Annotated in this window: 17 protein-coding genes; 10 read left to right on the top strand and 7 right to left on the bottom strand. The window is 38.2% G+C overall.

The genetic code is table 11. The features are described 5' to 3' along the window. The first annotated feature begins 132 nt into the window (after window positions 1-132). From DC53_RS19150 to DC53_RS21920, 4 genes are all read left to right on the top strand, one after another. Window positions 133-1,257, top strand: coding sequence for a DNA cytosine methyltransferase (locus DC53_RS19150; RefSeq protein ID WP_033028357.1), 1,125 nt, complete (start codon window positions 133-135; stop codon window positions 1,255-1,257). Window positions 1,258-1,486: 229 nt separating this feature from the next. Further along, on the top strand, window positions 1,487-3,367 hold the full coding sequence (locus tag DC53_RS19155; RefSeq protein WP_033028356.1) for a DUF262 domain-containing protein: 1,881 nt from the start codon (window positions 1,487-1,489) through the stop codon (window positions 3,365-3,367). Further along, window positions 3,351-4,487 (top strand): AAA family ATPase, encoded by a 1,137-nt coding sequence (locus DC53_RS19160; protein WP_033028355.1) that lies wholly within the window; start codon window positions 3,351-3,353, stop codon window positions 4,485-4,487. The genes DC53_RS19155 and DC53_RS19160 overlap by 17 nt, the downstream gene beginning before the upstream one ends. Further along, on the top strand, window positions 4,484-5,365 hold the full coding sequence (locus DC53_RS21920; protein ID WP_033028354.1) for a hypothetical protein: 882 nt from the start codon (window positions 4,484-4,486) through the stop codon (window positions 5,363-5,365). The genes DC53_RS19160 and DC53_RS21920 overlap by 4 nt, the downstream gene beginning before the upstream one ends. Before the next feature lie 132 nt (window positions 5,366-5,497). On the opposite strand, the gene DC53_RS22705 is transcribed toward DC53_RS21920, so the two are convergent. From DC53_RS22705 to DC53_RS19180, 4 genes are all read right to left on the bottom strand, one after another. Further along, a complete protein-coding gene (locus tag DC53_RS22705) occupies window positions 5,498-5,596 on the bottom strand; it encodes a diguanylate cyclase (RefSeq protein ID WP_369126320.1) in 99 nt (32 codons plus the stop codon). Between the two features lie 121 nt (window positions 5,597-5,717). Continuing rightward, window positions 5,718-6,917, bottom strand: a complete 1,200-nt coding sequence (locus tag DC53_RS19170) for an AGE family epimerase/isomerase (protein WP_033028353.1) — start codon at window positions 6,915-6,917, stop codon at window positions 5,718-5,720. Continuing rightward, window positions 6,914-7,891 (bottom strand): carbohydrate kinase family protein, encoded by a 978-nt coding sequence (locus tag DC53_RS19175; protein WP_033028352.1) that lies wholly within the window; start codon window positions 7,889-7,891, stop codon window positions 6,914-6,916. Before DC53_RS19175 ends, DC53_RS19170 begins: the two co-directional genes overlap by 4 nt. 16 nt (window positions 7,892-7,907) lie before the next feature. Further along, window positions 7,908-9,209 (bottom strand): MGH1-like glycoside hydrolase domain-containing protein, encoded by a 1,302-nt coding sequence (locus DC53_RS19180; RefSeq protein ID WP_033028351.1) that lies wholly within the window; start codon window positions 9,207-9,209, stop codon window positions 7,908-7,910. 196 nt (window positions 9,210-9,405) lie between these two features. Here DC53_RS19180 and DC53_RS19185 point away from each other — a divergent pair, with 196 nt between their 5' ends. From DC53_RS19185 to DC53_RS19200, 4 genes are all read left to right on the top strand, one after another. Next, window positions 9,406-11,847, top strand: a complete 2,442-nt coding sequence (locus DC53_RS19185) for a TonB-dependent receptor (RefSeq protein WP_033028350.1) — start codon at window positions 9,406-9,408, stop codon at window positions 11,845-11,847. A gap of 197 nt (window positions 11,848-12,044) precedes the next feature. Beyond that, window positions 12,045-13,625 (top strand): sodium:solute symporter family protein, encoded by a 1,581-nt coding sequence (locus DC53_RS19190; protein ID WP_033028349.1) that lies wholly within the window; start codon window positions 12,045-12,047, stop codon window positions 13,623-13,625. A 10-nt stretch (window positions 13,626-13,635) separates the two neighbouring features. After that, the gene (locus tag DC53_RS19195) at window positions 13,636-14,877 is read left to right on the top strand and encodes a glycerate kinase type-2 family protein (protein WP_007378626.1); all 1,242 of its coding nucleotides are present in this window, start codon (window positions 13,636-13,638) and stop codon (window positions 14,875-14,877) included. A gap of 74 nt (window positions 14,878-14,951) precedes the next feature. After that, window positions 14,952-16,109, top strand: a complete 1,158-nt coding sequence (locus DC53_RS19200; protein ID WP_002957728.1) for an ROK family transcriptional regulator — start codon at window positions 14,952-14,954, stop codon at window positions 16,107-16,109. 294 nt (window positions 16,110-16,403) lie between these two features. Here DC53_RS19200 and DC53_RS19205 read toward each other — a convergent pair whose 3' ends face one another. Beyond that, window positions 16,404-17,330 carry a manganese-dependent inorganic pyrophosphatase gene (locus DC53_RS19205; RefSeq protein WP_007376559.1) on the bottom strand — a complete coding sequence of 309 codons (927 nt, stop codon included), beginning with the start codon at window positions 17,328-17,330 and terminating at the stop codon, window positions 16,404-16,406. A gap of 119 nt (window positions 17,331-17,449) precedes the next feature. Between DC53_RS19205 and DC53_RS19210 the strand changes: the two genes are divergently transcribed. Next, window positions 17,450-17,965: a hypothetical protein gene (locus DC53_RS19210; RefSeq protein ID WP_007376558.1), complete on the top strand. Its 516-nt coding sequence runs from the start codon at window positions 17,450-17,452 to the stop codon at window positions 17,963-17,965. Further along, window positions 17,965-18,774: a bifunctional DNA-formamidopyrimidine glycosylase/DNA-(apurinic or apyrimidinic site) lyase gene (gene mutM, locus DC53_RS19215; protein ID WP_007376557.1), complete on the top strand. Its 810-nt coding sequence runs from the start codon at window positions 17,965-17,967 to the stop codon at window positions 18,772-18,774. Before DC53_RS19210 ends, mutM begins: the two co-directional genes overlap by 1 nt. A gap of 218 nt (window positions 18,775-18,992) precedes the next feature. Here mutM and DC53_RS19220 read toward each other — a convergent pair whose 3' ends face one another. Next, the gene (locus tag DC53_RS19220; RefSeq protein ID WP_007376556.1) at window positions 18,993-21,008 is read right to left on the bottom strand and encodes a methyl-accepting chemotaxis protein; all 2,016 of its coding nucleotides are present in this window, start codon (window positions 21,006-21,008) and stop codon (window positions 18,993-18,995) included. 137 nt (window positions 21,009-21,145) lie between these two features. Continuing rightward, a complete protein-coding gene (locus DC53_RS19225; RefSeq protein WP_007376555.1) occupies window positions 21,146-21,964 on the bottom strand; it encodes a symmetrical bis(5'-nucleosyl)-tetraphosphatase in 819 nt (272 codons plus the stop codon). Window positions 21,965-21,979 lie beyond the last annotated feature (15 nt).

The following is a 21,979-nucleotide window of genomic DNA, read 5'->3' as shown; positions in this document are numbered from 1 at the left end:
ATCTTTTAAGGATTAATGAAAATTTAAGCTGGATGTAAAAAAGCAGCTCCTCATGTGACTAACACTAACTAGCTTTTTGGGGTAAAATAGTTCGCTAAACTATCTAGCTATTTTTATTTTAAAGGTTCTAAATTGGCGCCATCAGTTAACCCAATAATTTTTTCTTTTTTCTCCGGTAGTGGCTTTCTAGATCTGGGCTTTGAAATGAGTGATTTTGATGTTCGGTTTGTAAATGAATTTCATTCTCCGTTTATGGAGGCATATAAGTATTCTAGAAAAGCAATGAAATTGCCTGAACCTCAGTATGGCTTTTTCCCTGGAAGTATTGAAGATTATGTGACAGGAGAACGTGCAAATGAACTAGTCAATTTAGTTGCAAGTGCTAAAAATGAAGCTTTAGTTGGTTTTATTGGGGGCCCACCGTGCCCAGACTTTTCTATTGCAGGTAAAAATAAAGGCTCTGAAGGAGGTAATGGCAAGTTAAGTCGTGTTTATATAGACGCTATAATTGAAAATAAACCAGATTTCTTTTTATTTGAAAATGTGAAAGGACTCTGGAAAACAATTAAGCACCGTACTTTTTATGAAGCGATGAAAGCACGCCTTGAAGATGAAGGTTATATCCTGACAGATCGTTTAACTAACTGTATTGAGTATGGGGTTCCTCAAGATAGAGACCGTATTTTATTGTTTGGTATTCATAGCTCTCGTGCTGGGTTGATTGACTCAACTACCTTAGAAGCTCAATTTGATTGGCAAGGAAATATACTTTTTCCAAAAAACGTAGTGTTAGATAAAGCTATTTGGCCGAGTCAAAATCTTTATGGTGAGGATTCCATAAAAAGACTTCCGCCTTCTTTAAAGAATTATAAAGAATTAACAGTAGAGTATTGGTTTAAAAAAAACAAAGTTTATAATCATCCTAATTCCAAACATTCTTTTAAGCCCAAGCAGGGCCTACCTAAGTTTGAATCTATTCAAGAGGGTGATGTAAGCAAAAAGTCTTTTAAACGATTACATAGGCATCGTTATTCTCCTACTGCTGCATATGGTAATAACGAAGTGCATTTACATCCATATAAATCTCGTAGATTAAGCGCGGCAGAAGCCTTAGCTATACAATCTTTGCCTAAAGAGTTTTGCTTACCTCCTAATATGACTCTGTCAAATATGTTTAAAACTATTGGGAATGGTGTCCCATTCCTTGCAGCAAAATCACTAGCATTGACCATTCAAGTATATTTAAAGTCACTTTAAATATACTTCTTTATATTCTTTAAAATATAGTACTTCTAACTATCATTTTAATCTCCTCGGATTAAATTATCTGCCGCTTGCAGCGTAAAGGTTTTTGATCCTAGACTAATTAAGATCCCCCTCTTCGCGAAGCTAATTTGAGCCTTGGAGCGGGGTAGTTGATTACTTTGAGAGATATGTCATGATAAACTAATTCGCAATAATAAAATTTTGTTAATCGGTGGTTTTTATGCTTTTTGAAGATATCCTTAATTACCTAGAAAAATTAATTGGCATGGAACTCCAATCAATTAATGATTCTAATGATCCTATTAAAATCATTAATGTAGATAGAGAGAAAAAACGTTATACGTTAGATAAAACTTCTTCAACTAATAAAAGATCTCGCGCTTTTGGTGAATTGGAAAAAATATGGAAAAACTTAGAGCAAAGAGGATATGTTAGTGTTGAAGAAGCTCTAGCTGGAGCAGGTTCAAGCCGTCATCAACCTGAGACTATTCTGGCAAATATGCCATGCATTGAGCATTTCAAATACGAGAAGAAAAAACATTTATACTTAAGAACCAATAAAACTCACCCACTAGCAACTCTTAAAGAATTAACTCAAACAGAAAATCGTGAAATAAAAAAAAGAATAGATCAATATCGAGATTTTGATATTTCAAAATTTCATGACGAGCATAATAAGTTAGTTACATTGCTTAGTGAAAATTTTTTGAATATTTCTATTAAGTATCCTGGTGAAACAGATGTTGAAGCAATTGAAATTGCTTTAACTGAAATGAAAGAACTAGAAGAAAAACTTGCTATTTCAATTGTAAATATTGATACCTCCATTGATGACGAACACTCAATGAGCGGGAGAAATTATGAAGAGGATGATATAGATGAAGATGATAAAGAGTTTTTTGGAAGCCCTGACATAAGTGATGAATCATCTGAATACTTAAAAGCAACCCGTATTTCGCAAGTATTTCCCACTGTATCGTTATTGTTTGACCGGATCAATCATGGTGAGATTGATTTACAGCCTGAATTTCAACGTAAGGATAGAATTTGGCCCTTAAAAGATAAATCACGTCTAATAGAATCAATACTGCTTGGCTTACCAATTCCTGTTTTTTATTTTGCTGAAAACTCTAGTCCATATCTTGACGATTTAGAGTGGATTGTAATTGATGGCTTACAGAGAACTACTACTCTTTATGATTTTATGTCTGGTGAATTTGCTTTAAAATACTTAGATCGAAGAGCAGATCTGAATGATTCTAAATTCCGAGATCTATCAAGAAAAGAGCAACGAAGAATTAGAGAGTATCAGATTCAAGGTCATTTGATTCAAGTGTCTAATGAGAGTGATGAGATGGTGCGTGAGTTGTTTCAGCGGATTAATACTTCAGGAAAAAACCTCAGTTACCAAGAAATTCGTTCAGCTCTTTACCCTGGACCTGCAAATAGGTTCCTTAAATATTTGGCTGAAACTTCTGAGTTTATTAATTCTACTCCGCTTAGTATCAACCCTGAGAGAATGTTAGATCTTGAGTTTATTTTGAGGGCAACGAGCTATATTTACTTTGGTTACAATCAATTTACTTATAAGAAATATGATGATTTTCTTTGTCATACTTTAAAAGAATTAAATGCATTTGAATTTGATAAGAACATTAATTCATCGCATGAAGTATACCAAGAAATAGATAAAAGTTTGAAAAGCGCATTCGATACTATTAAATTGATATTTGGCTCCGATGCATATAGAAAAGAACCAACAGGTAGAATGAACAAATCCTTATTTGAGTTATTAGTGTCAACTTTTGCATTAATGAATGAAGAGCAACGAAAAGTAGTTATAACTGAACCCATTTCTTCGAAAATTAAAAAGAAGTTGTTTGAAATGATTAGTGAAGACTCTAGTGATTACGCTCGGTGGTCTTCTGAGGCATTTACATTGCAAAAAAGAGGTTTTGATTACTCAATATCTAACTCTACTGGTAAGTATGTAACTATCAAATATCGCTTTGATAGCTTTATTAATATGCTTAATGAAATAGCAGGATTGGATTTCAAATTTAAACCATTGAGAATTAAATACAATGATAAGCAAAGTTAAGTTAAGAAATTTCAAATGTTATGCGGATCATGAGTTTTCTTTCAGTAATCTTACTGTTTTTTGCGGTAACAATTCTGTTGGTAAAAGTACAGCTATCCAAAGTATGCTTCTCGCAATCCAAGGCGACTTTTCTGAAACTGATATTCCTATAAATGGTGAGTTTGTTTCGATAGGTACATATTCGGATATCCATAAAAGAAATGCGGATGAAGATTCAGTTTACTTTGAAATTGGTAATGAAAATGGTTCCTATACATGGGGTCATGATCTTGATGATCTTGATGATCCTCATTATGTGGAAAAAGATTATAGTAAACGTAAAGCTGCAATGGATGAACAACCCTTACCATTAATGAAAGTAAAAGGTGATGGTTGTGATTCAATAAAGAAATGCTTGAAAAATAATTTTCAATATTTGAGTGCTGAACGTCTAGGTCCAAAGAGTTATTACCCATATTCCCATAAAAGGCGAGCACTTAACTGGTTAGGGACTCAAGGCGAATACTGCGCGCAAGTATTATCAGACATTGGAAGTTTAGGTGATTTAATAGAAAACGACCCTCGTAGACATGAAAATGCGAGAGTGTTGAGTGTGTCAAATAATATTCACGAATGGATGGGAGACATATCACCAGGAGTTTTTGTCAGTTCAACATCAATTAAACAGGCTGATATTGCAACAACTTTATTTGAATTTAATAGTGAGGGATATAGGCCATTCAATGTAGGTTTTGGCTTGAGTTATGCACTGCCAATAATAATGGCACTATTAATGACAAAACCCGGTGGTCTTGTCATTATTGAAAATCCAGAAGCGCATTTACATCCTAAAGGGCAAAGTTACTTAGGTCGTTTGATTGCATTAGCGGCTCAATCTGGTGTACAAGTTATAGTTGAAACTCATAGTGACCATGTAATAAACGGTATTCGATTAATGCCAAGGTTAGGTCTAGTAGATTGTTCTAAAATTACGATATATCAAGTTTTCAGTAGTACTGAAGGAAGTGAAGTTCAAGATATATTTGTAGATGATAAGGGGCAACTATCCGAATGGCCAGAAGAATTTTTTGATCAACACTTAATCGATATGGATATTATGATGAAAGGAAAGGATAAATGAAAACAATAATCAGCCTCTCTATTTTTAGCTTCAATAAATCTCGTTTTTCTAGTTTTAAAGAATTAGAAGAGGAATTTAAATTGTTGCAAGGTATAAAGGATGATTATAAACAAGCAAAAGTTTATTTTGCTGTTGGAAATGATATCACTGACTACTCCTATTTTGGCTTATCTGTAAATCAACAAATAAAAAACTTTGAGTTTGGCGGTGACCGAGGCTTGCAAATTTCTTTTAATATGAAGCTACAAAGAGAATATTTGAAAAATTTTGATTGGTGGAGTTTAACTACAGATGAATTAATTGAAAAATCGGTTTTAGGGCCGAATATAGAAAATAATGAAAATCATATTCTCTATATGCCTATACTAAAAATGAACGGATATGTCGGTTTTGATAATGATGAAACTTTTGCAAGTCATTATGAAAAAATGCTCAGTGAATACCCCGTTAGCAATGACAGTTATTACCAAAGAATGACTAGTCACTTCACAAATATAATTTACCACTCAAATTGCAGGTTAACTTTAAATAGTATTGAAGGAGGGGATTTCTGTAAGTTCTCTATTGCATTTACTCGGTGTTTAAAAGCTCTAAATGATCACAAAGCACAGATCCGTATTCCAGAAGAACTTGATATTATTGGGCACTTAGCTGGTTATAGTTGTACTACTCAAGGGAGTAATAATAAGAAAAATATGCAATTTAGTTTCCCTGAAGTTTCCGAAGTTAATCAAGTAAACTGTGAATATCACTTAAAGCCAAGTGATAGCAATGATCCTAGAGACAATGGTTACTATCATAATCGCATTTATTTTACTTTTTCTGAAATAGATGGTGAAGTAAAAACATTGGTAGCTAGTATTGGACCACATCTTTGATACGGTGTTTGTCAAACTAGTTGTCGCGAACACTACATTAGCTTGTGTCATCGCATCGGTTATTGAGGTGCCTGATAAAATAACAGTAAACTCTCCAGCTCCCCATTGTGCAATTAAAGAACTCTTCGGCATTTAATTTTTTAGTATATTGGTAAATTCACTTAAAATGCTATCACCTACTAAACGACCATAGGTATCGTTAATGTTTTTAAAGTTATCTATATCGTAAATAAATAAGTAGTTAGAGATTTTTGGAATTGTATTTTTAAAAAAGCGCTAACACTTAAGAAAAAAACCGCCAAACTGGCGGTTAAAAGGTCTACACAACACTGTAAAAGTTATAACTACATAGTTACTTTAATAGTTCGAGCACATCAAAGCAGGCACCCATTGTATGGTAATCAGTTTTACCTATTGGGCTTTTCATCGTGTCTATTTTTTTGTTGTCAGCGGTTAAAATTCTAAACCAAGCACCGTATTTATGATCGACTAAATGCTGCCACGAATACTGCCAAATTTTGTCATACCATTGCTGATATTTTTCATCCCCTGTTGCTTGATAAAGATACGCTGCACAACACAGAGTTTCGGCTTGAACCCAAAAGTATTTATCGTCATCGCAAATAGTTTTATCAGGGGCAAAGCCGTAGCAAATACCGCCGTACTTTTTATCCCACGCTACATTTATTGAGTTATCAAATAAGGCTTGAGCGCGTTCAATAAGCCATTTTTGTGGCTTATGCTTATTTAAAAACATAAGTAGTTTTGACCACTCTGTTTGATGGCCTGGTTGAAAGCCCCACGGACGAAATAAATTTTTAGGATCGTCTTTGTTGTACTCTAAATCGACCTGCCAATTTATATCGTAATGCTCCCAGATTAATCCGCCCATTAAACTAGCTTGGCGGTTAACCATGTTGTCGGCAAGTGTGAGCGCACGGTTTAAAAATATTTCGTCTTTTGTGGCTTCATAGGCGGCAATCAGTGCTTCACAAGTATGCATGTTGGCATTTTGGCCGCGGTATGAATCACATTGTGTGAAGTCGCTGTTATGCTGATCTTTATATAAACCGGCTTTTGCATCCCAAAAATGTGTTTCCATTGTTTGAAATGTATCGTTGAGATATTTACGTGCTTGCGTAACGCCTACGCGGTATGCCCAGCTGTACGCTAAAATAACAAATGCAAAGCCATAACAATGATTGGTGTTATCAAGCACGGTGGCTTGAGCGTTTTCAACTTTTAATAACCAGTTGTAGCCACCAGTTTGCTCAACAAGGTGATGCTTACGAATAAACTCAATCCCCGATTTAACACGATTAAGGTACTTTTCGTCATTAAAGGTTTGATACGCGCGTGCATAGTTAAATACAAAACGAGTAGAGCTTACTAAGTGGCGCGTGTGTTTATCAAATACCTCACCGTTATCAGAAAAGTTTTGGTAAAAACCACCGTGTTTGTCGTCAATATTTGGCTCATAAAACGCTAACGTGTCGCTAATGTGCTGCGTTAAAAATTCACGGCTTTTAAAGTTATCAGGTGTGCTTTTCATAGTTTGCTCCTAAAATCGTGTAGAGACTTTTGGTTAGGTAGGGAGTTAAATGCCCCTTTGTAAGATGCGGCATGGGCACCACATAACGAAGCAAATTCAAAAATAGTTGTTAGTGTTTTGGGCGTGTTGCAAAGCTCGCTAAAAGAGCTGGGTGTTAGGTTTTGTAGGCCTAGCTGATACAGCAGTCCACCTACAAACGCATCCCCTGCAGCGGTAGCATCAACCATAGTTACTTTTTTAGGGATAAGCATTTGTTTGCCGTGTTTAGTAAACCAATACATTGGGTTACTTGCATCAGTAACTACAAATAGCTCACAACCGTTATTAAGTGTTTGGGCAATAAACTCATCGCTCGATTGTTCACCCGCTAAGTATTCAAGCTCTTCTTTTGAGGCTTTAATAATTGAGCAGTCTTTTAATAACGGTAAAATATGCTCGCGAGGGTTGGCATCGCTTGGCCATAAATTGAGGCGCAAGTTAATATCAAAGCTTACAATTGAGTTATTTTGTTTTGCAAATTTAACACCGTAAGCGGTGGTGTTTCTGATGTTTTTGTTGGTTAATGTGTTTGAGCAAATATGAAAAATATCGCATTGCTCAAACCATTCGCGACTAAAGTCATCGTTATTAAAGTGCAAATCGGCGGTGTTATCACGGTAAAACTCAAACGTGCGATCGCCATCGTTATCGAGTGATACAAACGCGAGAGCTGTTTTTGCTTGGTTGGTAAAACGCATAAAGTCGGTTTTTACACCTTGCTCTTTTAATGCATTATGTAAAAAGTCGCCAAAGCTATCAGTGCTTAGCATTCCTGCAAAGTAAGCATTACCGCCTAGCTTTGCAATGGCAACGCTTACGTTTGCAGGCGCACCGCCTGCAAACTTTGTAAACGCTTCGTGTTCGTTGCTGTTTTGGCTCAATTTATTTGAAAGTAAATCAACCAGTACTTCACCAAAGCATATTGTGTGTTTCATGATCTTGCCTTAGTTATTAGTCAAGTAGCCAATGTAATGCTATTGCAGCTGTCCACGAGAAATCTTTACCACCACAACCTGCACCTGTTTCTGGGTTAAAATATTCGTAGTAGCCTGACTTAACAACTAGGTTGCGAGTGTCATCTTGAATTTTGTCAGCCGTTGTTGCAAAGCCTGCTTCTTTAAGGCCTATGGCTATCATCCAGTTGATGTGTAACCAAATCGGGCCACGCCAGTAGCGTTGTGGCTCGTATTTTTCTTCTTTAGGGTGAGTAGATGCCACACTAAATTGGCTCGACTCAATAAAATCTTCGGTGGCTGTATTAATTATTTTAGTTTGCTCATCGCTTGTTAAACCTGCATATACAGTTAATAGCGCGGCTGATGTTTTAACTTTAGCCAAGCTGTTAGTTAATACATCTCTGCAATAAAAGTACTGGCTTTGTTCACACCATAAAGTGTTTATGGCTTGCTCTGTTATTTGTAAACGCTGTGCTAAGTAATCAGTGCGATCATCGTTTAAGCCAAGTTGTTCACCCATTTTGAGTAAATCTTTGGTTGCTCGGTGTAAAATAGCAATAATACCTAGGTCATTCATTTTGTACGGACAGGTTTCATAAATTACTTTGCTGTCAAAGTTGTTACGTTTGAAAAAGTCTACAAGGTATAAAAAGCGGTCGTATTCACTTTTATGTGGACGCTGAGAAGAATCCACATGACTTGTATCACGGCGCGTATATTCCCAATCTACACATGGCACAGCATGAAGAACGTCATCCCATGATGGGCTGTTATCCATGCCCGATTCCCACGGGTGGTAGGTCACTACTAAACCTGTTTTTTCAGGATCTCGGTCGTTGTACCACCATAAATGATAATCAACTACTTGTGAAAATAACGCTTTAACTTTTTGTTCTGCAAGTGCTTTATCTTTAGCGCTGGCAAGCATTTCTTTCATTATGGTGGCGACTACTGGCGGCTGTGAAATAGACGTACTTTTAATTTTTTTATCCGAACCCCATACGTCAGGGCCAGGAAAATAAGTATCTGAATCTTTATGAAACAAGATGTGCGGCACCATGCCATTATCCCATTGGCCTGAAAATAACACATCAATTTCTTGCCATGCGCGGCTTTCGTCTGATTTCATCCAACCTAGCGCTGTAATGGCTGAATCCCAGTTCCACTGAAACGGGTATAGGCCATGTGTTGGTACTGTATAGCCACCTAAGTCGTTCGCTATAAGTGTTTTAGTAGCAAGGTCTGCAAGCGATGAAGCCGTTGCTGAGTCAATTTTACCGCTGTTTGCAGTAGTCATATTGGGTGCTCTTTGTGTGTTATTTCCGATTTGGATAATATTAAAGCACTCATTATGGGTTGTAAATGTTTTTTTTCTGTGCTTAAATCCTGTTCGAAGTAACAAAAAACTAACATGTTTACTTGATTATTTCGGCTTTGCTTAGCCTCACTCTAAGTAAATACACACAGACAACCAGCACAATTGGAGAATACCCGTGAATAAAACAACGATCGCCTCTATTGTATCTTTATGCCTTGCACAGGGCGCTTATGCGGCAGAAGAAGCTGCACCAGATACAGCAAAAAAAGCTAACAACGTTGAGCGTATTATCGTCTCTGGTACCAGTAAAGGGCGTGTTATTTCAGACACTCCACAATCAGTAACATCTATTAGCGAAGACGAGCTGGTAAAGCTGTCTTCAAGTAGCCAAGCGGATGTGCTTCGCTATATTCCGGGTATTAAAGTAGAAGGCGGTGGCGGTGAAGTCGCTACTAATCTACAAGTAAGAGGCTTACCTTCATCGGGTCAGTTTCAGTTTACGCCGCTGTCTTATGATGGTTCACCTACACTGAGTGTTTTTGGTTTAAACTCATCGGCGTTTGATGTGTATTACCGTAATGATTTGGGTATTGAGCGCGTAGAGTTTGTGCGTGGTGGTGTATCTAATTTATTTGGTCAAGGTTCTGTGGCCGGCATTATTAACTATATTTCTAAAACGGGCAGTGATGATCCGCAAAGTACCGTACAAATGGAGCTTTCTGACCAAGGGCGTACTCGCTTAGATTTTGCAGCGAGCGGTCCACTTAACGAAGACGGCTTATATTATGCGCTTTCAGGCTTTTACCGTTACGACGAGGGCCCATTAGATACAGGCCTTGAGACTAAAGGTACACAGTTGCGTGGTAATATTCGTAAAGAATTTGATGATGGCTCTGGCTCATTTACTGTTTACGGACAGTACATTGACGACCAAGCTCAGTTTTACTTACCTATTCCACTTGATGGCGACAGCCGCGAGCGCTTAAGTGGTAATGATGGTCGTGAAGTCGAATCACTGCAAACGGCGCAAGTATCTAACTTAACCTACGATACAGCAAATGGTCGTTATGAATCGCCAATCAGCGATGGTGTAGTTACTAAAGGTGGTTCTATTTCAGTGGTGTTTGAAAAAGAACTCGCTAACGATTTTGCCATTAATATGCGCAGTAAATATGCTAAATACCAACACGAATTTAATCTATTTTTAGACGGCGACGGTATTATTAATGTACCTGAAAGCCAAGACGACTTTTTAGCTAACCGAGGGCTAGGTGATGCAAGCGGTGCTGAGTTTTCTTATGTTAATTCAGGTGTCGCACTTGCAAGTGATGACTTACTATTTGCTAACCGCATTTTAGACCGTGACCGCCCAGCTGAAGATTTTTCTGCAGAATTTAATATCATCAAAAGCATTTTTGTAGGTGATTTTAGCCACGATATTACAGTCGGTACATTTTTCTCGCACAGTGAAGCCGACGACGACAACGTTATTACAACTTACTTAGGTGAGTTTAATAACAACCCTCGCTTAATCGACTTAACGTATACCGATGTCAATGGCGATGAGGTTCAGTACACTCAAAATGGTATTAGTGGCCCAGGCATTTCTTATACTAACCAAACCATTAGCGCTACCCGCAGAGCATTGTACGTAGCGGATCAAATGGAAAGCGACGATTGGATTTTTGACTTTGGTGTTCGCTACGAAGAAATTGAAGGAAAAATTAGTCGTGAAGGCAGCCAAGTAGTTCAGATTTCTGATGATCCAACGCTTGCACCTAACTTACAAGTTAACACTACGGGCAGTGGTGTAATGACTTACGGCGAAGTCGACACGTCTGAGTTTGCTGCATCGGGAGCGGCGTTATATCGCCTAACCGATAACTTAAATATATATGCCAATGCATCTCGCGGGTTTTTCTTCCCAGAAATTAGAGGTATTCAGTTTAACGATTTAGGCGAGCCTGCCAGCTACGAAGCCGAAATTGTTGAGCAAGGCGAGCTAGGTGTTAAGTTTTTTGATAACGACTTTAGCGGTAGCATTGCGTTATTTAGAACTGACTTAAAAGACAGACGCAGCGTAGACTTTGTAAATGATGGTAATGGGGGCGTATTAGAGCTGCCAGTGATGCAATCAACTAAAGCAACGGGTGTTGAGCTTACCGGTCGTTACGATATTACCGATGAGTGGGCTGTTGATGCCAACATGACCTACACTGATCACGAGTTTACTGAATTTGACTCAGACCCTTCTATTATTGGTAACGAATTACGTCGTAAACCAAAAATATTATTTAACTCATCTATTAGCTACACCGCAGATAACTGGGATGCATCGATTTACCATAACTTTACCGGTAAAAATTTTGCTAACGATGCAAACTCTGTGGAACTTGATTCATTCCACTTATTTAGATTTGATGCAGGCTATAACTGGCAATTTGCACCAGAGCAAACAGTACGCTTAAGCGTTGGGGTATTTAATCTGTTTGATTCTGACGGTGTTACTGAAGGTTCACCTCGTCTAGGTAATAGCCAAACGGCAGATAACCCATATTTTGTAGGTCGCCCAATTCTCCCACGACGCGTTACCTTAAGAGTTAAATACGACTTTTAAATAAATGCTTTATGCCTATTAACCTACTTTGGGGTTAATAGGTTTTTTGCATTGTGATGTATTTTTCAGCTAAGTTAGCTACAGGTTTATCTTTTTGATTAGGTTCGTTTATTTAAAAAGGTAAGGGCAGGTAGCCATTTGGTATTTAATTTTTGAAAAGGCGCTGTGTTTTCATATTGTGAATACGCGAATTAATTATGAATATATTAGATTTTTCAATAGTTGCTCTTTATCTTGGTGCCTTATTGGTAATGGGATTTATGCTACGCGAACAAACCAATAAAAATGATTACTTTTTAGGGGGTAAAAGCTTAGGTTGGAAGCCTTTAGCTTTGTCGGTAATGGCCACTCAGCTTTCGGCTATTAGCTTTATTTCGGCTCCTGCATTTGTTGGTTTGCGTGAAGGTGGTGGTATGCAATGGCTCTCGTATGAGTTGGGTGTTCCGCTGGCGATGATTTTAATTTTAGCGACTATTTTACCCAAGCTTTATAAAAGCGGCATTGTCAGTATTTACGATTATCTAGAAATGCGCTTTGGCCGCTCAACCCGTGTGCTTATTAGTGTGGTGTTTCAATTTAGCCGTGCGTTTGCCACTGGCATTATGATTTACGCGGTATCGCTTATTTTACAAGGCACCATGGGAATAGAAGCATGGCAAGCAATTGTACTAACGGGAGTTATAACCGTTTTGTATTCACTGCAAGGTGGGATGAAAGCTGTAGTGTACGGTGATGCGATTCAAATGGTCATCATTGTATTGGGTACTATTGCTTGTATAGGGTTTGGACTGTATCACTTAGGTGGGGTTGATACCTTCATTGCCAATGTTGATTCGAGCCGATTAGAAGCGATTAAGTTTGATTCATTTGGTTTTAGTGGTGATGGCTTTGGCTTTTTACCGATGATTTTTGGTGGTGTGGTACTTTACGCCTCTTACTACGGATGTGACCAAACGCAAGCACAGCGTGCGCTCAGTGCAAAAGATCCTAAAAACCTACGCTACATGATTTTAGCAAATGGTGTAGTGCGTTTTCCTATTACTATTTTATATTGTGTGTCGGGTTTAATTGTTGGCACATTGGCAATGAGTAACCCTGAATTTTTAGCAAAAATTCCAGCAGATAACCCTGATTGGATGATGCCTATATTTATTTTAGATTACCTCCCGCACGGCTTAATTGGTTTGTTAGTTGTCGCTATTTTGTCGGCAGCGATGTCGTCACTTAGCTCTGCAATTAATTCACTTTCGGCGGTAAGTATTGAAGATTACAGCCGTATTTCTAATAAAGAGCTAGACCAACCATCTTACTTAAAGTTAGCTAAGTACTTAGGTTTAGCATGGGGTGCAATTACCTTAGTACTATCACTTTTTGCCGGTGATATAGCGCCGACCATTATTGAAGCTATTAACAAAGTCGGCTCGCTATTTTATGGCCCAATACTGGCGGTATTTTTAGTTGCTGTATTAAGTAAACGCAGTGCTGCATTGCATGCCAATATTGGCTTAATTAGTGGTGTATTAATTAACTTGTTGGTGTCGGTATTTGCGCCTGATATTTTCTGGTTTTGGTGGAATTTTATCGGTTTTGTAAGCGCTGCGGTGATTATTTATGTTACGAGTCGTTTAATTTCAAGAGAGGTAAACGAAGTCACAAAAGTACAAAATGCCGAGACCGTATCAAACTCAATTTTAACTGGCAAAGATATCGTTATGCTACTTAGCATGTTTATTGTGATGATATTAATTTGTTTAGCTATTCCTTCAATTTTTTCGTGAGCTGTGACTAATGGATTCTAAAAAGTCGTTTTTAATTGATTTATTTACCACTGCGGTAAATGCCTGCAAACCGAGTGCTTGCATGAGTAAGTATTTAGAAAATATAGATGCAAGCAAAGGTTTGTGTGTAGTAGGGGCGGGTAAAGCCGCCGCTGAAATGGCCGCCGAAGTTAATCGCTTTTATGGTGATAAATGTTTTGGCGCAGTGGTAACGCGTTATGGCTACGAAAGTAGCGGTGATACTGGGCGAATTAAAGTGCTTAGTGCAAACCACCCAACACCAGACGATAACAGCTTAGCTGCTGGCAAAGAGTTATTGGAACTTGTAAAAAATAACCCGGCTGATATTCCTATTTTGTTTATTATTTCGGGGGGCGGTTCGTCGTTGATGTGCCTACCTGTTGATGATGTGCCTTTTTCACAAAAGCAAAAGCTTAATCAGTTTTTACTTAGAAGTGGTGCAAGCGTTGATGAAATAAATGTAGTGCGTAAGCAGTTGTCACTTGTTAAAGGCGGTAAGTTAGCGCAGGCCGCTAAGTCAGATTACGTTACGCTCATTATTTCAGATGTAGTAGGGGACAAACCAAGTGATATAGCATCAGGCCCTACTATTAGCGATGGCAGTACTAAAGCCGATGCACTGGCTATTTTACAAAAGTACAATTGGCCAGTAATGGCAGAGGTTGAAGCGCATTTATTAAAACCAGAGCAAGAACGAGTTGCTGATACCGTGGGTGAGTACTTTATTGTTGCAAATGCGCAGCATGCTATTGATAGCGCTATAAGTGTTGCACAGCACCAAGGCTGGGAAACCCAGGTACTAGGGTATGATATTCAAGGCGAGGCTAAAGAAGTTGCAAAGGAACATGCGGCTATCGCTCTTGAGCAAAAAGCCCAAGGCAAGCGCGTTATGTTGTTCTCTGGTGGCGAGCTTACAGTAACTGTTGCTGATGTTTATGGCGATGGCGGGCCCAATCAAGAATACTTAATGGCGTTGGCTGAGGTACTTAATGGCGAAGCGGGTATTTACGCACTTGCTTGTGATACCGATGGTGTTGATGGTAGTAAAGATGTAGCGGGTGCGTATATAAATAACAGTACGATTGCTCGCGCACAAGATGCAGGCGAAAACTTACGCGCACAGTTAGAAGGGCATAATAGTCATCAGTTTTTTAAAGCCATTGATGATTTAATTATTACTGGGCCAACTAACACAAATGTGAATGATTTTAGAGTGATAGTGATTGAGTAGGCGCAGTTTGCCCACTTGTTCTTTATAATGGTTTCACGTAATCTTGTGCTCCAATTTTGTTAGGGTTAATACCTATGTTTTCGTTAAACAACAGTAACTTATTACGCTCTGGTTTTGAGCTTGGAAAAGGCGAAAAGCTATTTCAAGATATTGAGCGCGATATTATAAAAGTGGTGTTTTGGGAAAAGTGCGTAACTCAAAGTCATATTGTGAGCGCAACTCGTATTCCACAGCAAACTGTGTCGCGTTTACTTAAGTCGTTAACCCAACACGGTGTAATTGTACAAACTGATACGCTAATTCCTAATAAAAAAGGCAAACCTGGGTTTGGCATTGCCCTTAATCCCGATTACGGATTTACCTTTGGCTTAGCTATTTTGCTTGATGCTATTTCGCTTGCTGTAATGGATTTTACGGGAAAGGTGGTTTACACCCATATGCAGCTAATGTCGGATATGAGCATTAATAATGTGCTTAAATGTGCACAAAAGCTGGTAGAAGATATAAGCGCTGAGCGTGACATTCCAAGTGAAAAAGTACTGGGAATGGGTGTGGGTATCTCTGGCTTTTTTAGCTCAATGGATGGGAAAATGAATACCCACCATATGCTAGAAGAGTGGTCGCAGGTTGATATTATCGATATTGTGTCGCAGCATTTTCAACTCCCAACTTGGGTTGTTAACGATGCTACAGGCGCAGCCGCAGGTGAAGGTGTTGCAGGTATTGGGCGCGAGTATAAAAACTTTGTTTATATGTTTGTGTCGGCTGCATTTGGTGGTGGTATTGTAAATAATGGCGACGTACTGCGCGGTACATACGGAAACGCAGGTGAGCTTGGCGACATGCTACCGCCTAAATTATATGCCCACCCTAATCTTGAATTACTAAAACGTATTTTGAAAAAAAATGGCGTAGCGGTTACTTCTATTTACGACCTGCATGACAACTTTGATCCTGATTGGCCAGGCGTTGAAGAGTGGTTGTTTAAGGTTCAAGACTCATTTGATTTAGTGGCAACCTGTTGCTCTGCTTTATTAGATGCTGAGGCGATTATTATTGGTGGCCATATTCCAAAAGAGTTGGCTGAAAAAGTTATTGCACGAACTGAGGTTTATGCACAATTTAGACGTGGCGCTAAACGCCCTATGCCAAAGCTGGTGGTATCTAATATTGATAATTTTCCGGTATCAATTGGCGCAGCCACATTGCCATTTAGAGAATTGTGTTTGTAGCTTAATACCAATCCGCAATAATACTTAATCATTTTGCGGGGCTACACGTGTCGCTACCTGCGTTAAAAAATTCTCATTTACGACTGCATGGATGCAAAAGGTAGAGCAATGCAGGAGCAATTGCCGAGAACAACTAAATATCGAATTTTTTGCCTAGCTATCAACACGTTTTTCCAACCTCAAAATAGCTTATTTAATTAAGCTAATTGGTATAAGAAATACACATTTTAAAAACAAAAAAGCCGATATTGTTTTATGCAATATCGGCTTTTTTAGTGCTATTTGTTAAAGTTATTAGGCTTTTGAAAACGCATCTTGCAGTGGTGGAACTACTTGCTTTTTACGGCTCAGTACACCATCTAACCATACTTTATCATTCTCTGGTTTTACACCGTAAGCCTGCTCAACTAAGTTTGCATCGTCAGATACAATTAGCATTTCTGAGCCTTCTTTCATTATGTCGGTAAGCAGTAAAAATACAGAGTGGCGGTTGCCCTCTACTTTTAACTTAGCAATATCGGCTGCAAGGTCTGCTTTAATATCGTCAAAAACAGCAAGGTCGATTACTTCTAGTTGGCCAATGCCTACTAGGTTACCGTTCATGTTGAAGTCTTTAAAGTCACGCATTACTAAATCACGTGCTGGTGTGTTTTCTACCGCAGATTTAACGCGGAACATATCCATACCAAGTTCTTTAAAGTCTTCTACGCCTGCAATTTCAGCTAGCGCTTCAACACATTTAATATCGGCAGTAGTACATGTTGGTGATTTAAATATGACTGTGTCGCTTAAAATTGCGCACAGCATAATACCAGCGATGTCTTTAGGGATTTCTACACTGTAAAAATCGTACATCATTTTAATAATGGTGTTCGAACAGCCAACAGGGCGAATCCAACATTCAAGCGGAGTCGATGATGTTAAGTCACCTAGTTTATGGTGATCTACCACACCAACAACGCGAGCTTGGTCGATATCATCGGGTGCTTGTGTTTTTTCTGTGTGATCCACAATGTAAACGTCTTCGCCAGCGTAGCTTAATTTTAGCTCTGGTGCTTCGAAGCCAAATTTATCAAGGATAAATTGAGTTTCTGGTGAAATTTCACCAAGACGTGTTGGAATTGCTGGCTCATCGATTTGGTTTTTTAAATAAGCCAGTGCAATTGCACCACAAATAGAATCTGAATCTGGGATTTTATGGCCCACTACATACATAGACATTGACGGAACTCCTTTAAATTTGCCGATATTCTAACAAAGTCTGCACGGTTTAACATATAGACAGTGCAATTAAGTTTTAGTTACACTTTAAAATCTTGAATTAAATAGGAAGTGTGCACATGCAACTTGGTCGCAAAGGTTGGAACAACGTTATTATTTTTTCAATGTTGATTATGATCTTCTTTTTAAATGGCTGGCATAAGCAACTTTTTAATTCAGCTGATGAGCCTTCGGTACAGCCTGTATTACCAATTCAAAGCTTTGTATTGACGCTTACATTTGTTGATCAAAAAATTGAGCGTATTGGAACTAGTTGGCGTACAACAATGTTACAAAAAGATGCGCCATTTATCTGGCAAGCTTCTGAGCAACAACTTAGTGATTTAATTAACCAATGGCAAAGCGCGCAGTTAATGGGTGTTAACGAATCTGTTGTTTTTAATCCTAATGCGCCTTTATATGTTGCTACTTTTGAATTAGCTGGTGAGAGTTTACCTTGGATTTATTTGCTTTATAGAGGCGATGGGCAATATTACTTACTCGAAAAGAGTAGCCAACGAATACTCGCACTCGATTTAAAAACTGCACAGCAGTTATTTCCTAGTTTTGATTTTTCACAAAGTGAGTCTAATTAATGCCTGAATTACCAGAGGTAGAAGTGAGCCGAATGGGCATCACTCCCCACGTACAAAACCAAGTTGTCACAAAGGTAAATATTTACAATGCCAGTATGCGCTGGCCAGTGCCAGATGACGTGTATCAACTTGAAGGGCTAATTGTTACAAGTATTGAACGACGAGCTAAATACTTACTTTTACACTGTGAGCTTGGCAGTACTATTTTACATTTGGGTATGTCAGGTAATTTACGTGTTGTAGATAAAAGTGAGCCGCTTAAAAAGCATGACCATGTAGAGTTTATTTTTGGCAACGGTAAAGCACTGCGCTTAAACGATCCTCGTCGTTTTGGTTGTTGCTTATGGCAAGAGCCCGGTGAAGTGCATAAGCTACTCTCTAAGCTTGGTCCTGAGCCGCTTACCGATGATTTTTTTGCTAAACGCGTGTACGAACAATCGCGCAATAAAAAAGTACCCGTAAAGCAGTTTATTATGGATAACGCAGTGGTAGTAGGTGTTGGTAACATCTATGCGAATGAATCGTTATTTAAAGCGGGTATACATCCAAAGCGAGAAGCGGGAAAAGTTTCACAAAAGCGCTATCAAGCACTTATTCCTATTATAAAAGACACGCTTGCTGCGGCTATTATGCAAGGTGGTACTACGCTTAAAGATTTTGCACAAAGCGATGGTAAACCAGGGTATTTTGCACAAGAATTATTAGTATATGGGCGTAAAGGCAAGCCATGTATGACATGTGAAAGCGAACTGCAAGAAATACGGCTAGGGCAGCGCAGCACCGTTTTTTGCAGCCATTGCCAAAAGTAATAACACCAGCCTTCTTAATGAAGCGCATTGGCATAAGTAACCTGAACTCTGGATAATAAATCTATCTGGCTAGAGAAAATAAATTTAAATATCACCATGATTCAATACGTTAGTAAACCTCTTAACCAGAGCTCAGGTTAAGTACTTTATTTAAATAAACAAAAACCCCGTTGATACTTGGTATCAACGGGGTTTTTAGTTTGCGCTAATTGCGTTATTTAAACCTTAAACTCATCGACTGATAAACGAAGTTCTTCAGCAAGTTTTGCTACTTCTGAACTTGAGATGTTTGTTTGGCTTGCGCCTTCAGCGGTTTGTTCTGCAATGGCTACGATTGATTCTAAGCGTTCACTAATCTCTTGTGCTACTTGTTGTTGCTCTAATGCAGCAGTTGATATTTCTTCACTGACATCGTGAGCTTGAGATACCGCAAATGTAATAGAATCAAGCGCGCTACTAGCTAAGTCTGTTTGCTCAACACACGATACAGCACGTTGTTTACCTTTGCTCATTGCTGTTACCGCAGCTTCTGCGCCTGTTTGTAGCGATTCAATCATTGATTGAATTTCTTGAGTCGACTCTTGTGTTTTACTTGCTAAAGAGCGAACTTCATCGGCTACAACCGCAAAGCCTCGGCCATACTCACCAGCACGTGCAGCTTCAATTGCAGCATTAAGTGCTAATAAGTTTGTTTGGTCTGCAATACCGCGTATTACATCTAATATGCTACCAATTGATGCGCTATCTTGATGTAGTTTATTGATAACTTGAGAGGCGTCGTCTACTTCACGAGCAAGCTGCTCAATCGTCGCTTTATTGTTGTTAGAAATACCTTTAACGCGTTCGGCTTCTTTGTCAGCATTTTTAATTTCACTAAGCGCTTGTTGAGCACTGTTGCTAACTGTTTGCGATGTGCTGCTCATTTCAGTGGTTGCAGTTGCTGCTTGTTCAACTTGTGCTTGTTGATTGCGAATTGCTTGACTTGATTCTGCAGTAATTGCAGACGTTTCTTCTGAAGCGGCGGCCAGTTGAGTCGAGCGAGAAATAATGCCTTTAATTAAGCTGCGCAAGCTATCAATTAAAGTATTACAACTTTTAGATAGTTCGCCAAACTCATCTTTAGCAGTGTCATCTAAGCGTTGTGTCATGTCGCCACTGGCAACAATATCTAAAATACGATTAACTTCAGCAAGCGGTTTGGTTATACGACTAACTGTAATAATGGCAATTGCTATCGCTAGAAGTGTTGCGATAACCATCCCTACCCATGTCCATAAATTAGCTGAATCTACATCGCTGCGCACACCTTTTTGTAACTCAAAGGCAACATTGCTTGCTTGTGCAACTAATTCATCAATTTGATTAAGTGCCATTTTCGTTGCTTGCTCTGATTCGGCAAGCTCTCTTTCGGTCAGTGTGATTGAGTCAATTAGGCGTTTTTTATTTGCAGCTAAACCACTATTACCTTTAATATTATTTTCGAGGGTATCTACATACTCTTTTAAGTTATTGAATAAATCACTGTGAGTTTGCTCTATAGCAGGCTTTATTAACGCTAGAGTGCGTGTTACTTCATCAAAATAGTAGCTTTGTTCGTTTTTAACAATATCAAGTGTATTGAGTGTTTTAACTGTCAGCATGTCGGTACTATTACTTACAACCGACATAAAGTTATTCTCTAAATTATTAGCCGCTTGAAATGCGCGTGCATGATTTTGCTCAAAACCGTCTATGTCCAAAATGTCGAGTACGACAGAATTTGCATCTTCAGCGTTAAGTTCGATAATTTCTAATTGAGACTTTAATGTTTTATTAAGTGCTAATTGTTTACTCTTATCTACAAGCAAGCTCTCTACAGTACTTAAAAAACTTAGGTAGGTTTGTTCTACATTTCTACTGCTTTGGTTTAAAGCTGGATCATCTTTTACGACTGCTTGTAGTTCGCTATGAAGGCTATTAAATAGCTGTTTTTGTTCGAGTACTTGTTTTTTTATTGGCGCCAGTTCATTTGCAGATGAAGTGTAAAAACTCGCTTGAGCGGCTTTACTCATTAAAATGAATTCAGCTTGTAACTCAGAGCTTTTATTCAGAGCTGGAAGTGATAGTTGGTTCACTTTTTGAGTTGAGCGGTCAATATTTGCTATTTTTATTAAAGAATTGCCACCAATTATTAAAAGTAATAGCGTGATAAATATAAAACCACCCCAAATACGTTGGCTTACTGTTAGATTCATATAGGTTTCCACTCAAAAGTACTTCAGTTAGAACTTATCGGCGTTTGTACTGATAAGTTAAGTAATTAAAATCAATTACTTTAATTAATTTTAATTATTAGTCTATAAATCTAACAGATGTATTAGATTATTTCAGGTTATTTAGACAAAAGGTGGGATTTTTCTACAATTTTTTGTTTGCTAGGTAGTTTCATTAGCGTCATGCTGTTACCCCACACACACCCTGTATCTAAAGCGTGTACACATTTATGGTTTGTATTACCTTCAAGGGCAGCCCAGTGCCCAAAAATAATATCCTGTTTAATGTTTAATATATTTGGATGCATAAACCAAGGTGTTAACTCATTATTATTGATTGTTGCGCCTTTTGCACTAAGTTCTAGTTGATTATTACTTGTTAAAAAGCGCATTCGAGTAAAATAATTAACTATGTATCTAAATTTTTCAAAGTCGTCTAGATCATTATGCCATTTCACAGGGTGTGGCTTATACATTTGCTCAAAGAAGGTTTTTGCATTATTTGATTGGTAACAGCTTTGCGCAAACTGTGCATATTTTAACGCATTTTCAATTGACCAATCAGGGTTAAGACCAGCATGAGATATAAAGCTATTATATTTTTTTAAGTATAAGGCAAGAGGCTGAGTTTGAAGATATTCAATGTAATAGGTGAGTTTATGGCTATTGAATATTGGGCTAAGTTTGTCTTTTGGGTTAGTTGGTTTATTTAAGTAATAGCAGGCAATCATATGCAAATCATGATTGCCAAGTGTAATCGTTATGCTGTCTTGGTTTTGGTAAATGTAATCTAAGCAGGCTAAAGAGTCTGGTCCGCGAGCGACTATATCTCCTACTAAGTAGAGGTGATCTTTACTTGGGTTAAAATCTACCCGCTGTAGCAAGGTGCTAAATTCGCTAAAGCATCCTTGTAAATCACCTATTACATAATCAGCCATACAATTTAGTTATCA

This window comes from Pseudoalteromonas fuliginea (genome assembly GCF_000690055.1).
In the GTDB taxonomy this organism is placed as follows: domain Bacteria; phylum Pseudomonadota; class Gammaproteobacteria; order Enterobacterales; family Alteromonadaceae; genus Pseudoalteromonas; species Pseudoalteromonas fuliginea.
The sequence above is the reverse complement of the archived record's forward strand: the minus strand, read 5'-3'. Positions and strand labels throughout refer to the sequence as shown.